The organism is Nocardia sp. XZ_19_369 (assembly GCF_015355715.1).
Lineage (GTDB): Bacteria > Actinomycetota > Actinomycetes > Mycobacteriales > Mycobacteriaceae > Nocardia.
The window spans coordinates 393278-407997 of sequence record NZ_JACVED010000006.1; the positions used below are offsets into that span (position 1 = coordinate 393278).

The window sequence follows — 14720 nt, forward strand, 5'->3', positions numbered from 1 at the left end:
TTCCGTGATCCCGTCCACGGTCGCCGCGCGCACCGGGGCCGTGGCGGCAACGCCCGGCGTGCCCGAGCCCGAGCGCGTCCGACATCGCGTCCGCCATCGGCGCACTGCCCTTCCCCACACGCGACGGCATCCGTAGTGCGAGATCGGTGTCGGTGAACATATTTCTCCTTCGCCGGGCGGTATCCGTCCCGGTTCATCGGTGGAACATGTACTGGCATCGAAGGTCGGCACAGCTCAACCGCCCGAGGGCGGCGACCCGGTAACGCGAAGGTCCAGCTAATAGTAAAGACTTCGCAAAGCTTTTGGAAAGCTTTCAGGTGGAATCGGCACAACCGTCATCAAATTGTGATTCAGGTCACTACAAAACGCAACCCGGCACGAGCGGTTTCGACACCCACGAATCGCCCGCTACCAGCGAGGACAGTGCCTGGTACTACTTCAGGTACCAGGTGACCAGTCGTTCGACCAGTGGCAGATCGCAGACCTCGTCGGGGACGTGCAGCACCGATTCCAGGTTGCGACGGTCGAATTCGATGCGTTCCAGCAAGTACTTTCCGGTGTAGGCCATGCGGGTAGCTACCGCGCGGTCGAGCGCGGTGAGGTTGCGCTGTTCCCACTCTTCCGGGCGCACCGCATGCAGTGTCATGCCGAGGCCGGCGCCGATGAGGGTGAGCGTTTCCGCGGCCGAGACACCGACCCGGTCGGTCAGGTTGACGATCTGCGGCAGGTTGTCGGCCTCGGCCAGGCCCAGCAGCCACTCCACGCACGTATCGATGGGGACCAGGTTGAGGGTCGCGCCGTCGGCGACCTGCACGGCCGCGTCGCCGCCCGGGAAGCGTCTGACTACCCGCCGCATGTTCGACATGAAGTTGTAGATGCCGAAATCCGAGGTGGTGTGCGCGGTCTTGGCGGAACCGACCACCTGGCCGAGCCGGAAGACGGCACCCTCGACGCCGTGCTCTCGCAGGAAATCCCGAAAGACCAGTTCCCCAGCACATTTGGTCGCCTCGTACACCGTCCGGAACTGGGTGTCGCCGGTGACGGGCTGCCAGGTCTCCTCGGTGGGCGTGTCCGATACGCCGCCGACGTAGGCGGTGCTGATCAGGAAGAAGCGCGAGCCGGGGCGGCTGTATTCGGTGAACAGGCGCAGCGCCCGCTCCGTACCCTTGGTGTTCACATCTTGGAGTAGCGCCGGGCGATTGGGCGAGAGGTCAACGGCCGCAGCGAAATGCCAGAAGTCGCAGGGCTCCGAGAAGAGCGTCGCGGCGACGAAATCGTCGATGCCCAGGTTCTCCTGGGTCAGCTCGCAGTCGAAGGTCTCGAGGTCGCTGACGTCGGGTCGAGTGTCCCCGTCGATGATGCTCGCCGACTCGAGCGCCTCGAAGACGCGGGTCCGGGCCCCGCGGGCAAGGGCTTTCACCCGGACGCCGCGTTTGAGCAGTTCGCAGATCGTGTTGCTGGCCACGTACCCGTTCGCGCCGTCCACGACGGCCACTTTCGACGGAACCATCAGACGCTCCACAGGGTGCTGTGGAAGCGACGGTCGACGGTGCCGGTCAGTTGGCGGAGCTCGACATCGGGATGCCGCGCCGCCTCGAGACAGACCTCGGTGACGGTCGCGCACATGGCGGACGCCAATTCGTCGTCCCACAATCGCCGGGCCGCGTTGAACGTCATGGCCAGTGTCTCCTGTGTTCCCTTGATCGTGAGCAGGCCGTCGATCGGCAGCACGTTGCCCACCGATGTCCGGTGCAGGGCGTAATCCGCTGCGGCACAGTCGGGTCCGAACAGGGCCGCACCCGCCGGGGTCTTCGGCACATTGAGCATCTGCACCGGGAACAGGCCGCTGTTCGGGTCGATCAGTGAAACGGACAGCTCCGGACACACTTCGAGTACCTCGATGAAGGGATACCACTGAAATCGGTAGGCCAGCAGGCAGTTCTGCTTGAACGACGCGACGAGTTCCGCGAACGACAGCTCCGGTGACCACTGGAACTTGATCACGAAGGGATTGAAGAGCATGGCCACCGACTGATGGAACCGCGGATCGCGGCGACCGTGACTGAAGGTCGGCATGAGGTAGGCGTCGCTGCCGCCGAGGTGCCCCAGGACGAAGCCGTAAGCCGCGGCGATCACCATGAACGGCGTCGCCCGCAGCTTGCCCGCCAAGCCGCGCACCGCAGCGGTTTCCGCGGGTGCCAGGCCGTGGTCGCCCCGGCTGGTCAGGGCTCCCTCCCCCGCGTCCTTGCCGGATATCTGCAGAACATCAAGGGAACCAAGGTATTCCGGCCAGAAGTCGCGGGCCTGCGCCGCCTCCGGCGACTCCAGTGCGGCGAGCTCATCCAGGACGATCTGCCCGTAGTCCACCTCTAGCGGCTCAGGCTCGGCCGCCAGTCCGCCCGCCGCGCGGTAGTACTGTCCGACATCGCGTTTCAGCACCTCCAGCGACCATGCGTCGGCTGCGCTGTGATGCACCGTCACCTGGAGCAGCCGCCGCTGCGCCTGCTCGTCTTCCAACAGCAGCACGCGGACCAACGGCGGACGGGTGAGGTCGAAGGGTGCGTTGTTGTGCTCGACCAGCGCCTCTTCGATGCCCGGCGCGTCCCAGTTCCCCAATGCTGCAGCCAGCACGGTGGTTTCGGGTTCGCTGCCGGAACCGATGACCTGCTCGGACATCCCGCGGCCGCGGACCACGGCGGTACGCAGCGCCGCATGTCGTTCGATGCTCCTGGCGATGGCGTCGAACAGTCGGCTGCGGTCGAGCGCCCCGTCGATAGTGAGCCGGAAGGAGATATTGAACGCTTCCGCCGCGCCGCCGGGCCGGATCGATTCCAGGAAGTCGAGCAGGTGCTGCCCCGGCGTCAAGGGCAACCTGGTCTCGCCCGGCAGGCTCACGTGCGCGAGCCTTCATGCAGGAAGCGATGTGCCGCAACCGCATACGTCAGCGCGTACCGTTTCAGGTCGTTGACCTCGACGTACTCGTCGACCATGTGCGCGATCCATTTTCCACCAGGCCCGTACACCACGCTCGGAACATTGCCGTAGTGGGTCAGGATGGTGCCGTCGGTGGTCCCCGGTACCGCGCCGAGGACGGGGCGGACGCCGTTGACGACCTCGTGCGCGTCGACCAGCGCGGTGACAAGTGGTGTGTCCGAGCCGGTTTCGACCCACGGCCGATCGTCGATCACGGTGACCGACGATCCGATTCCGCGTTCGCGGGCCGCGGTGTCGACGCACTCGCCGATCCGCTTCAGCAGCGTCTCGTGGTCCACCCCGGCGACGGTGCGCACGTCCAGGAACAGCGAACTCGTGCCGGGGATCGTGTTCATCTGATCCGCGGTGCCTGCCTGGATCACCGTCGGCGTGATGGACGGCGACCCGAGCGAGGTCCGGCTGCCGACTTCCTCGATCAGCCGCTCTTCCAGCTCTTCCAGGCCCAGCATCACCCTGGCGATCGCGGGTAACGTGTTGCGGCCCTGCCACGGCATCGCGCCGTGGCTCATCACGCCCGTGAAGTCCACCCGGAGCCGGATCGCGCCCTTCGACGTCGGGCACACCTCGTCGCCTTCGGGCTCACAGCAGATCACGCCGTCGACGTCCTGGACGAAGCCCTGGGCCACCGCCGCTTTGGCCCCCGTCATCATGCCCTCTTCGTCGGCCAGCAGCAGTAGCCGGACCCGGCCGGGGAACGGGCCGGACAGCTGTAATGCCCGTGCCCCGTACAGCATTGCCGCGACACCAGATTTCATGTCGGCGGAGCCACGTCCGTAAAGCTTCCCGTCACGGATCTCGCCGCCGAACGGATCGACGGTCCACTGGTCGGGATCGCCTTCGGTCACCACGTCCATATGACCTTCGAAGGCCAGGGTCGGCCCCGGCCCGCCGCCGCCGGTCAACGTCACCACGATGTTGGGTCGGCCGCCCGCGTCGAAAAGCTCTACCGCCCAGTCCCATTCCCGGAGCTTCGCGAGCAGGAACTGCGCTACCGCGCGCTCGCCGCGGCCCACCTCTTCCAGAGCGTGCGTGCGCACGAGGTGCTGCGTGAACTCGATGAGTTCTGGCTCATTGATTCCGGCATCAAGCGAAGTGATGTCCACGGGGACCCCCAGGCGTCAAGTCTGTTCATGCTACGACGAGGTCGGTGTCCCCGTGCTAGATCGCGTCGCTTCGCTGCGCCTTGATCCACGACATCGCCTGCTGTAGTCCGGCGACCTCGCCTTCCCGCAGGACGACGCTCGTTCCGAAGGTGCCGTCGGCGTCGATGTGCCCGAGCGGCAACAACTGTCGCCGTATCTCGGCCGACTCCGCCGGGCCCGCGCCGCCGTCGTGCAGCCACTCGTCCAGTGGCCGGAAACTGGTGGTCCGGTGCCCTTCGACCACGGCCAAGGAGTTGTCCCGCAGCAGGTCCAGGAGCTGTTGCTCGGTCTGCGTCGTCGCGTGTCCCGGGTCGCGTACCCGCTGTATCCGCTCGAACTGTTCGTGGGCCGCGCCGGAGAGCCCGGTGACGTTGTCCGCGACGATGACGTGACCGCCGGGCCGCACCACGCGTGCCATTTCGGCGACGACGATCTCCGGGCGCCGCACGTGATGTAGTGCCCGCGTGCACATGACGAGATCGAAAGTGCCGTCCGCGAACGGCAGTTCCTCGACCAGTGCGACGACCAGCTGCACCGAGTCCACCTCGCCGTTGGCGCGGGCCTGTGCCAGCATCTCCGCGGACGAGTCGACCCCGATGATCTTCGGGCGCACACCGACTTTCGCGGCCACCGCCGCGGCGGCCGCAGTGCCCGTGGCCACGTCGAGTGCCCGCTCGAACTCCAGCGGGCGGATCATCTCGGCGAGCAGTTCGACGTCGAGGCGACGCGCCTGTCCGCCGGCGTAGGACTCCGCAATTGTCGCGAACCTCAATTGGTTTCGAGAAACCTGTGCGCGGTAGCCATCGGTCGTCTGTCGCACTTCGGCGCCGTCGATGTTCATGCGACTCCCAGGGAACCGGCGGGACGGCGAATGTGATATTCGCCGATATTCACCGGGCCTACGGTACCTTGTATTCACGCAAAAAACCCTGTCCGAGCACCGGGGGGACACCGAGGGGACAGCTTGTCCGTGGCGGGCATTCGCCGGTCCACGGGCGGTGTCCGACGTGCTGCCGGCGTCCGTTCCGAGGTGCCCTGCGGTAGTTGCCGGCTGGTGTTTTTCCGATGGAGGCAGGTGGTTGATGGATGCCGCCGATGTTCGAGACAGCACCTTGCTGCTGAACTCGCCTCGCACGATCGTCGGCATGCGCGCTGCCGAGGTCGCCACCGAAGTCGTTGCCGCTGCGGCAGGTACAGCGCAGACCCCCCGCGTGTTGCTGATAACGGGCGGCGGCTTCGCGCTACGTAGCTGTTCCGAACCGCTGCTCGCAGCGCTGCGGTCGTTTCCCCTGCACGTCGTGACACACTCGGGCCTGCCGACGCCCGAATCCGTCGCACTGCTGGCTCGCGAGGTGCGCGCCCATCGCGCCGACGTGGTGCTCGCGGTAGGCGGCGGCAGCGTCATGGATGCGGGCAAAGCCGCTGCGGCGCTGTCGATCAGCGCCGATCCCACGCCCGAGCTGGTGGTGCGCGCCTGCGCGGAAGAGGCAGGCGCCGAAGACGTTCCGCCGATCATCGCCCTGCCCACCACGCCGGGAACCGGCGCCGAAGCCACACCGTTCGCCACGATCTGGCATCGAGAACAGAGCCGAAAGCTCTCCCTGCGCGGCGCTGCCCTGCGACCGGTGACGGCGATTCTGGACCCGGATCTGATCGCCGGGCTGCCCGAGTCCTACTTCGTCAGTTGCCTGTTGGACACCCTCGCGCAGGGCTTGGAGGGTGCGTGGTCGATCCGCGCCGACGAGCAGTCCGAATGGCTCGGTGCCACCGCGTGGAACCTGTTGGCGGAGTTACTGGACCGGCCGCACCACGGCCTGGGCTCGGCCGAACGCCACGCCGCGCTACTCGCCGGTCACCTCGCCGGACGGGCCATCGCCATCGCCGGAACCACTGTCTGCCATGCGATGTCGTACCCCCTGACGCTGCGCCACGGACTCAGTCACGGCCATGCATGCGGACTCACGCTGGCATCGGTGCTGCGGTACAACGCCCTCGTCGGCGACGACTGCACCGACCCGCGCGGGGCCCAGCGGGTGCGCGGCGCCATCACCATGGTGGTGCAGGCGGCAGGCGAAAGCACCGTCGAGTCGTTGGCCCGCAAGATCGACCAGCTCGCGCGATCACCCGCACTGCCCGCGCCCCCGGACATCCGCCACGACGCACCTCGAATCGCCACCGAAGCACTCGCTTACGACCGCGCGGGCAACAATCCCCGCCGCGTGGATGTGGCAGCCCTGACTCATCTGTTGGCCGGGACCGCGGAGAGAGACTATGCGCGTTGACAATTACAAGGTCATGCACTGGCTGAACACCAGGAAGATGACGACCGGCCAGACCGCGGACGCCGTCGGCCTGGACCACGAACAGCTCGAGAAATTGATGTCGAGCGAGGAGTGGCCCGACGAGCTCGCCGCCGCCGTAGCTCGCGCGCTCCAGATCACTCCGGAGCAGTTCGCCGCCAGCGGACGGTCCGGGCTGACCGTGCTGGTCCGCACCGCGCAGGAGCTGCACGACACCCGGCGCCCCATTCAGCGCGACGGCATCCACTTCTACAACTACTACACAATGGCGGCACCGCAAGGCGCGGTCGCGCCGGTCATTCTCGACATCCTGTGTCCCGCAGATCGGCTGCCCGCCTTGAACAATGGACACCTGGAGCCGGCTATCACCATCAATCTCGGTCCCGGCGATATCCACGGCCGCTGGGGCGAGGAGCACACCGAGGCGACCTGGCAGGTGATCAGATCCAATGCCGGAGCGGACAATTGGATCGTCGGCGACTCCTACGTCGAACCGTCGTACTGCCCGCACACCTACTCACTGGCCGGCGCCGCCCCGGCCCGCATCGTGTCGTATACCGGTCAGTCCTCGCTCGCCGGGTTGATGGAAGACGTCAACGACTGGTCGGACCCCGCCGCGCACGCGATGTTCGGCTGGCTCGAAGAAGGCCCGGCCCCGCAACAGGTCGCCACCCTGCTGCTGGATCGACGCGGGCACACCCTCGAGTCGGCCGCGGCCCTCCTCGGCGCAGGCGAAGCGGATCTCCTCGCGGCGCTCGACGAGGGCGGTATCGAGCTGCTGCGTGCGCTGGGGACGACGCTCGGCTTCGACTACCGGCTACTGATCCGGCCCGCGACCAGGCACGACGCTGTGGGTAAAACCTTCAAAGACATCGAAGAATGCCGCAGGGAGACAAGGGCTTTCAAGGGCTACCAGGTCACCTCGACCGCCTCTGCCCCACACCTGCCTGATCTCACCGGACTCTTCATGCTCGTGTCCGGGCACGGTGCAAATCTGAGCGAACCGGCCGAGTCCCACTATCTGGTGACCGCCGGCTCACCCACCCTGCATTGGACCGATGCCGATGGGCGCGAGGAACACGCGGACCTGAGCGCCGACGCCTCTGCCTGGGTCGCGCCGTTCGTCACGCACCACTGGTCCGGTGACGGCGCGGTGCTCAAGCTCGGTTCCGGACGACATCTCGGCTACCTCGATTTGTACGAACTGACCAATACCTACGCCGCGGTGTCCACCTTGCGGCGTGGCCGCCGCGACAACCGCGGCTGGGGTTACGACTCTTGAGCAGCACGGGAGAGAAGTTTGCGCGTCGTCTATACCGATCCCGCCTGGGCGCTGAACGACCTGGGACAGCCGGATCTCGCCAGGGCCGATATCGAACGCGCGGCCTTCGGCAGTGAGATCGACCTGCGACTCGGACTGTTCGACAGTCGATACCTGTTGCAGGGAACGGCTTTTCACGACCATGTGCGTGGTGCCGACGCCCTGGTGATCTATCGCTGCCAGGTGACCCCGGAGCTGCTGGAAGCGGTCGGGCCGACCTGCCGGGTGATCGCTCGCAGCGGTGTTGGTATCGATAACCTGAACGCCGCACTGCTCGCCGGCACCGGCATCGTTTCGTTCAACGTGCCCGACTACTGCGTCGACGAGGTCAGCACCCACACCCTCGCCCTGCTGCTCGCGCTGGAACGCAAGGTCTGTACGCAGGATCGCCTCGTCAAGAACAGCCAGTGGAGCATCCACGCGGGCGGGGTGCCGCGCCGGGTGTCGACGTGTACCGCGGGCATCATCGGATTCGGCCGCATCGGCCGGGCGACCGCGCGAAAACTACAGGCGTTCTACCAGAAAGTCATCGCCTACGACCCGTACGTCTCGGCCGACCTGATGGCAGGTTACGGCGTCACCGCCGCCACCGACCTAGCCGAATTGTTCAGCAGCGCAGACGCTGTGGTGATCCACGCGGCGCTGACCGGCGAGACCGACCGGCTCATCGATGCCCCCGCACTGGCCGCGGTCCGGCCGGGCGCGCTGCTCGTCAACACCGCCCGAGGCCGGCTGGTCGACCCGGCCGCCGTGCTCGACACCCTCGAGGCCGGTCGGCTCGGCGGCTTCGCCTCGGACGTGTTCACCCCCGAGGATCCCAACGACGATCCGACCGCGCGCAAGCTGCTGACCCGCGACGACGTGGTCGTGTCCGCGCACCGCGCGTTTCTCTCGATGGAGTCCGAGCGCAGTTGCCGGCGCCGGATCGCCGAGGGAGTCGCCACCGTTCTGGCCGGCGGGCCGCCGCCCGCCGAAGGCAGAGTGACCTGATCCGAGAGGCAGTACCCGTGATAGAGAACCTCCCCCTCCACCCAGCATCATCGGCCGGGGGTGCCGCCGGAGTGCGGTTGCGCAGGCTGCTCGCCGACCCTGCGCCGTCCTTCCTGATGGGAGCGCACGACGGCCTCAGCGCCCGCATCGCCGCCGAGGCCGGATTCGCCGGGATATGGGCTTCCGGGCTATGTATGTCGACCGTCCTCGGCGCTCGGGACAGCGACGAGGTGTCCTGGGGCGAACTGCTGGCCCTCGCCGCCAGGGTGGTCGAGTCCGGTGCCGTCCCCGTGCTCGTCGACGCAGACACCGGCTACGGCAATTTCAATACCGCCCGCCGGGTCGCGGCCCGGGCCGAGCAGATCGGGGCGGCGGGAATCTGCATGGAGGACAAGGTTTTTCCGAAGATGAACTCCTACTTCGGTGACAGCCATCCGCTGGCGCCGATCGGCGACATGTGCACCAAGATCGCGGCCTGCCGGGACAAGGTCGACCCCCAGTTCGTGCTGGTGGCCCGCACCGAGGCGTTGATCGCCGGTGCCGGATTGGCCGAGGCGCTCCGGCGGGCCGAGGCGTATCGCGAGGCCGGGGCCGACGCCATCTTCATTCACTCGCGGCAGCGAACCATCGATGAGATCGCCGAGTTCACCACGGAATGGGGGAATCGGCTGCCGCTGGTGATCGCGCCGACCACCTATCACGAGACACCGCAGGAGAGGTACGCCGAACTCGGTATCGCGGCGGTGATTTGGGCGAATCAGGCGATGCGCGCCACGGTGGTCGCGATGCGGCAGGTGTGCCGGTCGTTGCGGCTCGACGGTGCGGCGGCCGTGGAGCCGACCATCGCCGCGCTGGGGGAACTGTTCGCACTCATGGGTTATCAGGACCTGGAAACCGATGAGGAGCACTACACCGAACTGGCCAAGAAATGGGTGGATTCGTGATCGACGCCGACGATCTGCTCGGTGGGCTCATCGCCCGCGGCGTGGTCGATATCGCCGGTGTGCCGTGCTCTTATCTGACCCCGGTCATCAACAGGGTGGCGTCCGGTGTGGCCGCGGGGTATCTGCCCGTGACGCAGGAGGGTGAGGCGGTCGCGATCGCTGCGGGGTGTTGGCTGGCGGGTGCGACAGCGTGTGTGATGGCGCAGAACTCGGGGCTCGGCAATATGGTCAACCCGTTGACGTCGCTCACCCATCCCAGCCGTATTCCGGTTCCGTTGCTCATCAGTTGGCGCGGGGAACCGGGGTGTCCGGACGAGCCGCAACACGAGCTGATGGGGGCGATAACGCCCGGGTTGTTGGAGCTCATGCGGGTTGGGCATGCGGTGCTGCCGTCCGATGCCGCCGAGCTCGATGCTTGCCTGGATACCGGTTGGGCTGAAATGAACCGCGCGCAACAGCCTTTCGCGTTTGTACTGCGAAACGGTGTGCTGGCTGACCAGCAGCTCGCGGAGCCGCCGCTGGCTGCGTCGGTGGTACCGACGGTCGTCGGCTCCCCCAAAGCTCGCGATGCCCCTACCCGCATGGCGGCGTTGGAGTCCCTGATCGGATCTGTCGCCGATACGGCGGCCATCGTGTCCACCACCGGTAAAACCAGCCGTGAGCTCTACACGCTCGCGGACCGGCCACAGCACTTCTACCTGGTGGGCGCGATGGGGTCGGCCAGCGCGGTCGGGCTCGGCGTAGCGCGGCATACCCGCCGACCGGTGGTGGTGATCGACGGCGACGGTGCGGCACTCATGCGGCTGGGCACGCTGGCAACGGTCGGTGCGCACGCCGGTCCGAACCTTGTTCATGTATTGCTGGACAACGGGGTTCACGATTCGACGGGCGGGCAGCAGAGTCTGGCGGCACAGGTCGATTTTCCCGCTGTGGCGCGGGCCTGCGGCTATGCGCGCGTGTACGACTGCGCGGACCTGGCCGAATTCACCGACGCCATCAAGGTTGCCCAGGTCGAGCCGGGACCGACGTTCATCTACTTGATGATTCGGCCCGGGTCGATCGCGGATCTCGGCAGGCCCTCGGTCGGTCCGGCTGAAGTAGCAAGGCGGTTCAGGGCTTTCGTGACAGCATCCGGTGAGATCCCCGAAAGGCACGATCATGTTTCGTAACGGCGCACTGCAACCCGCTACCGACCAGAGCACCGTGCGTAACCCCTGGACCGGGGAGGACGTCGGCCTGGTCGCGCGCGACAGCGTTGCCCAGATGGACGAGGCGGTGCGGGAACTCCGGGCCGCTTGGCGACCGTTGCGACCGGATCGGCGGGCGGCGGTCCTGAGTGCCGCAGCACAGCTTGTCCGCGAAAGGTCCGGAGCCCTGGCCGAACTCATCTCCCAGGAATCCGGCGTGTGCATTGCCGAGACACGCAAGGAAACCGAGCGTGCCGCAACGAATCTCGTCGTCGCGGCGACCGAGGCCGAGCGGTTGCGCGGCGAAAGTATCCCGGTGCCCGGCCATGATCGATTGGCGCTCACCATCTTCGAGCCTGTCGGGGTGGTCGCGGCGATCACGCCGTTCAATCGGCCGCTCAATCAAGTGGTCGTGAAGGTGGCGCCCGCGGTGGCCGCCGGGTGTGCGGTCGTGCTGAAACCCTCGGAGCAGACACCACTTACCGCGCTGGCCTTCGCTGAGATCCTTCTGGAAGCCGGGTTGCCGCCCGAGCATCTGGTCGTCACCACCGGCGAGCCGGGCATGATCGGTCCGGCGTTGGCCGGTCATCCGGACATCGACATGGTGACCTTCACCGGCTCGGTGCGGACCGGGCGGGAGGTCGCCAGAGTTGCCGCGGGCAAGAAGCTCCTGCTGGAGTTGGGCGGCAATGATCCCTTGATCGTCCTGCCCGATGCCGATCTCGGGCTGGCCTCGGAATTGGCGGGCCAAGGTGCGTTCGCCACTGCCGGGCAATCCTGCCGCGGGATCAAGCGGGTGATCGCTGTGGGTGCGATCGCCGACGAGCTGGTTGCCGGGCTGGTCGAGGCGGCCCGCCGTAAGCGGGCTGGGGATCCTCTCGATCCGACGACCGATGTCGGGCCGCTCATCAGTGCCGAAGCCGCGATCCTCGTGGAACGCCGCATCTCGGACGCGGTTGCCGCGAACGCGAAGCTGCTGTACGGAGGCGATCGGCGTGAATCGCTCATCACGCCTGCTGTCCTCGATCATGTCCCCGCCGACGCCGAGTTGGTGGTCGAGGAGACATTCGGCCCGGTGGCGCCGGTGATCCGGGTGGCCGACACGGCGGAAGCGATCAAGGTGGCCAACGGGACCCGCTACGGGTTGCAGGCGGGGGTGGTCACCTCCGACGTGGCCGAGTTCTCCGAGATCGCCGCCGCACTGCGGGTCGGTGCCGTAAACCTCAATGCCGGACCGCATTTCGACTCGCCACACATTCCCTTCGGCGGCGTGAAGTCCAGCGGGCTCGGGCGTGAAGGGCTGTCCTATTCGATTCGGGAGATGAGCACCGTCAAGACGGTCACGCTGCCCTACCCGCTGTAACCCCTCGCCGCGCACGGCGACCGTTTGTGATGAACAAGTTAGGACGAAACCGATGACCGCGGAGCCCGAAGCCACTGTTCCAGTCGACTATCGATCACTGTTTCGACTCGACGGGAAACGTGCCCTCGTCGTCGGCGCGGGTAGCGGTATCGGTCGTGAATCCGCGCTCGCTCTCGCGGCCCTCGGCGCGGAGGTGGTGTGTGCGGATCTCGATCTCGCACGGGCGGAGGAAACCGCGACCTCGGCCGGTCATCCTGCCACGGCTCTTCAGTTGGATGCGAGGGATGCGGCTGCCGTCGAGGCAGCAGCCGGTGAGCTGGCCGAGCTGGACGTGTTCGTCTTCACCACGGGGCGGAATGTCCGTAAGCGACTATTCGACTATGCGACAGAGGAATTCGACGCCGTCCTCGACCTGAACCTGCGCGCCGCCTTCCACATGATTCGGGCGTTCGGGAAGGGCATGGTCGCCCGAGGGGGTGGCTCGATCGTGGGTATGTCATCGATCCGGGCACTCACCGTGGAACCGGGGCAGGCCGTTTACGCGGCGTCGAAGGCGGCGCTGGTGCAGCTGATCCGTGGGGCCGCTGCGGAATTCGGTCCGGCCGGAGTGCGGGTGAACGCGGTCGCGCCCGGGGTGGTGCGGACGCCGCTGACCGATCCGATCTTCGCGGTGCCGGAGTGGCAGCAGGCGTATGCGTCCAAGAGCGCGCTGGGCCGGTGGGCGCAGCCCAGTGAAATCGCTGGCGCGGTAGCGTTTTTGGCGTCCGACGCGGCCAGCTTCGTCACCGGCTCGATGCTGTGTGTCGATGGTGGCTGGACCGCCGTGGACGGTCGCTACGAGCCGCCGCGTTGAGTCAGCCCCAGCGCGTCCTCGACGAAGGTGCCCATGTCGGGTGCCTCGAACAGGAGATTCATCGGGACCGCGACGCCGAATTCCGCACGGAGCGCGGACATCAGCTCGCCGGCCAGGAGTGAGTCGCCGCCGAGTTCGTAGAAGTTCGCGGTCGGTTCGGTGTAGCCGGTGCCGCACACTCGGTCGACGACGGACCAGATTCGTTCCACGTCAGTCCTTTCGGCGCAGCTTGCCCGATGCTGTCCTGCGCACATCGTCCACGATCTCGATCGCTCGCGGTGTTTGGGCTCTGGTCAGTTCGTCGTGGCAGTTACGCAACAGCTCGGCCGAGATCTGAGTTGGGTCGCCGCCGTGCAGGCTGACCTCGGCATGGACGACCTCGCCGAGATCAGGATCGGGCATGGCGCGGACGCGGACGTCGCGTACTTCTTTGTGGCGTTCCAGGACCCGCTCGATGTCGCGCGGGAAGACCTTGATGCCACCGACGTTGATGGCGTCGTCCTTGCGGCCCACCAGCGTCACGTAGCCGTTGTCGTCCATCCACGCGAGATCGCCGACGCTGAAATGTCCATCTACTTCGGCTAGTTTCGGCCCGGTGCCGAGGTATCTGGGCTGTTCGGCGTTCTCGTCGGTCATGAACAGTTCGCCGGTTGTCCCGGCGGGGACTTCCCGATGGAACTCGTCCAAGATGCGGACCGAGCAGTGGATCGGACGCCCGACGGACCCGGGATGTTCGAGCCACTCGTCGCCGCGGATGCTGAGGACGCCGATCCGTTCGACGCTGCCGTACTCCTCGTACACCTTGGTCGGGTCGATCAGCTCCAGCCACCGGTGTTTCACCGTCTCCGGGCATCTCGCCGCGGTGTGCACGACCAGGCGCAGCGAGGAGAACCAGCGGCTGTCCAGACCGCTCGCTTGGATGAGCGTGGCCATCTGGGCGGGCACGGTCCTTACGATCTCCACCCCTTCGGATTCGAGCAGCTCCAGGAACAGCTTCGGGGAAGCATTGCCCGGGATGATGATGCGGTGCCCCAGCGCGAGGCCGTGGTACAGAGCGCCGAAACCCGCGTGGTAGAGCGGGAGTCCGATGATCTGGGTTTGGCCGTATGCCATGCCCCGCTCGCGTTCTTTGCTGCTGAGCGGGCCCTTTTCGTCGTATGCCCATGGGCGGTTTCTGATGACGAGCTTCGGGTCGCCGGTTGTTCCGCCGGAGAGCGATATCGATCTCGGTAGACCGTCTGCCAAGCCTCGGCTTGTTCTTCGGTGATAGGAGACCAAGCCGCTGTCCTCGACCACCCAGCCTCGTGGATATCTGTCGACGATGTTCGACTTCATGGTGTCCGACCATCGGTGGTCCACCGGGAGCACGGCGGCGCCGACTTCCCACAGCGCCAGAGTCGCTACAACGTGACCGATCCCGGGCGGCAGTGCGACAGCGGCTACATCGCCAGCACGTAAACCGTTCTGTCTGAACACCTCTCCTTGCTCGTGTGCTTTCGACACGAGTTCACGCCAGCTGATCTGCTCGCTGGCGCTGAAGCCGCGAACCTTGACGGCGCACTCGTGTGGCCGGTCCGCCGCTGTTTTCGCGATGAGCTCGCAGATCGAGACCTTGCCGGTCATGGC

Annotated in this window: 13 protein-coding genes; 7 read left to right on the forward strand and 6 right to left on the reverse strand. The window is 66.6% G+C overall.

Annotation, left to right across the window (positions count from 1 at the left end; all coding sequences use genetic code 11):
• Nucleotides 1–433: 433 nt before the first annotated feature.
• Genes IBX18_RS23975 through IBX18_RS23990 form a run of 4 tightly spaced genes read right to left on the reverse strand, consistent with a single transcriptional unit; the run spans nt 434 to nt 4977 of the window.
• The gene (locus IBX18_RS23975; protein WP_194835783.1) at nt 434–1510 is read right to left on the reverse strand and encodes an SDR family oxidoreductase; all 1077 of its coding nucleotides are present in this window, start codon (nt 1508–1510) and stop codon (nt 434–436) included.
• Nucleotides 1510–2895 (reverse strand): condensation domain-containing protein, encoded by a 1386-nt coding sequence (locus tag IBX18_RS23980; RefSeq protein ID WP_194835784.1) that lies wholly within the window; start codon nt 2893–2895, stop codon nt 1510–1512. The genes IBX18_RS23975 and IBX18_RS23980 overlap by 1 nt, the downstream gene beginning before the upstream one ends.
• Nucleotides 2892–4097: a M20 family metallopeptidase gene (locus tag IBX18_RS23985; protein WP_194835785.1), complete on the reverse strand. Its 1206-nt coding sequence runs from the start codon at nt 4095–4097 to the stop codon at nt 2892–2894. The genes IBX18_RS23980 and IBX18_RS23985 overlap by 4 nt, the downstream gene beginning before the upstream one ends.
• Before the next feature lie 55 nt (nt 4098–4152).
• Nucleotides 4153–4977, reverse strand: coding sequence for a class I SAM-dependent methyltransferase (locus IBX18_RS23990; RefSeq protein ID WP_194835786.1), 825 nt, complete (start codon nt 4975–4977; stop codon nt 4153–4155).
• Nucleotides 4978–5218: 241 nt separating this feature from the next.
• Between IBX18_RS23990 and IBX18_RS23995 the strand changes: the two genes are divergently transcribed.
• The 7 genes from IBX18_RS23995 (at nt 5219) to IBX18_RS24025 (ending at nt 13094) form a co-directional block, all read left to right on the forward strand.
• Entirely contained in the window at nt 5219–6418 is a 1200-nt protein-coding gene (locus tag IBX18_RS23995) for a phosphonoacetaldehyde reductase (RefSeq protein WP_194835787.1), read from the forward strand.
• Nucleotides 6408–7718 (forward strand): histidine kinase, encoded by a 1311-nt coding sequence (locus IBX18_RS24000; RefSeq protein ID WP_194835788.1) that lies wholly within the window; start codon nt 6408–6410, stop codon nt 7716–7718. The genes IBX18_RS23995 and IBX18_RS24000 overlap by 11 nt, the downstream gene beginning before the upstream one ends.
• Before the next feature lie 18 nt (nt 7719–7736).
• Nucleotides 7737–8747: a C-terminal binding protein gene (locus tag IBX18_RS24005; RefSeq protein WP_194835789.1), complete on the forward strand. Its 1011-nt coding sequence runs from the start codon at nt 7737–7739 to the stop codon at nt 8745–8747.
• Between the two features lie 71 nt (nt 8748–8818).
• A complete protein-coding gene (locus IBX18_RS24010; protein ID WP_306796379.1) occupies nt 8819–9691 on the forward strand; it encodes an isocitrate lyase/phosphoenolpyruvate mutase family protein in 873 nt (290 codons plus the stop codon).
• Nucleotides 9688–10860, forward strand: a complete 1173-nt coding sequence (gene aepY / locus IBX18_RS24015; RefSeq protein WP_194835790.1) for a phosphonopyruvate decarboxylase — start codon at nt 9688–9690, stop codon at nt 10858–10860. Before IBX18_RS24010 ends, aepY begins: the two co-directional genes overlap by 4 nt.
• Entirely contained in the window at nt 10850–12241 is a 1392-nt protein-coding gene (locus IBX18_RS24020) for an aldehyde dehydrogenase family protein (RefSeq protein ID WP_194835791.1), read from the forward strand. Before aepY ends, IBX18_RS24020 begins: the two co-directional genes overlap by 11 nt.
• 52 nt (nt 12242–12293) lie before the next feature.
• Entirely contained in the window at nt 12294–13094 is an 801-nt protein-coding gene (locus IBX18_RS24025; RefSeq protein ID WP_194835792.1) for an SDR family NAD(P)-dependent oxidoreductase, read from the forward strand.
• Here the strand turns inward: IBX18_RS24025 and IBX18_RS24030 are convergent.
• A complete protein-coding gene (locus tag IBX18_RS24030; protein ID WP_194835793.1) occupies nt 13076–13303 on the reverse strand; it encodes an acyl carrier protein in 228 nt (75 codons plus the stop codon). The two genes, IBX18_RS24025 and IBX18_RS24030, sit on opposite strands and share 19 nt — an antisense overlap.
• 1 nt (nt 13304) lies before the next feature.
• Complete coding sequence (locus IBX18_RS24035; RefSeq protein ID WP_194835794.1) at nt 13305–14717, reverse strand: class I adenylate-forming enzyme family protein; 1413 nt, start codon at nt 14715–14717, stop codon at nt 13305–13307.
• Between the last annotated feature and the right edge of the window lie 3 nt (nt 14718–14720).

Bases quoted from the DNA above. Each gene is read 5' to 3' on its own strand.
- IBX18_RS23975 (WP_194835783.1), bottom strand. From the start codon at position 1,510: ATGGTTCCGTCGAAAGTGGCCGTCGTGGACGGCGCGAACGGGTACGTG.
- IBX18_RS23990 (WP_194835786.1), bottom strand. From the start codon at position 4,977: ATGAACATCGACGGCGCCGAAGTGCGACAGACGACCGATGGCTACCGC.
- IBX18_RS23995 (WP_194835787.1), top strand. From the start codon at position 5,219: ATGGATGCCGCCGATGTTCGAGACAGCACCTTGCTGCTGAACTCGCCT.
- IBX18_RS24000 (WP_194835788.1), top strand. From the start codon at position 6,408: ATGCGCGTTGACAATTACAAGGTCATGCACTGGCTGAACACCAGGAAG.
- IBX18_RS24020 (WP_194835791.1), top strand. From the start codon at position 10,850: ATGTTTCGTAACGGCGCACTGCAACCCGCTACCGACCAGAGCACCGTG.
- IBX18_RS24025 (WP_194835792.1), top strand. From the start codon at position 12,294: ATGACCGCGGAGCCCGAAGCCACTGTTCCAGTCGACTATCGATCACTG.
- IBX18_RS24035 (WP_194835794.1), bottom strand. From the start codon at position 14,717: ATGACCGGCAAGGTCTCGATCTGCGAGCTCATCGCGAAAACAGCGGCG.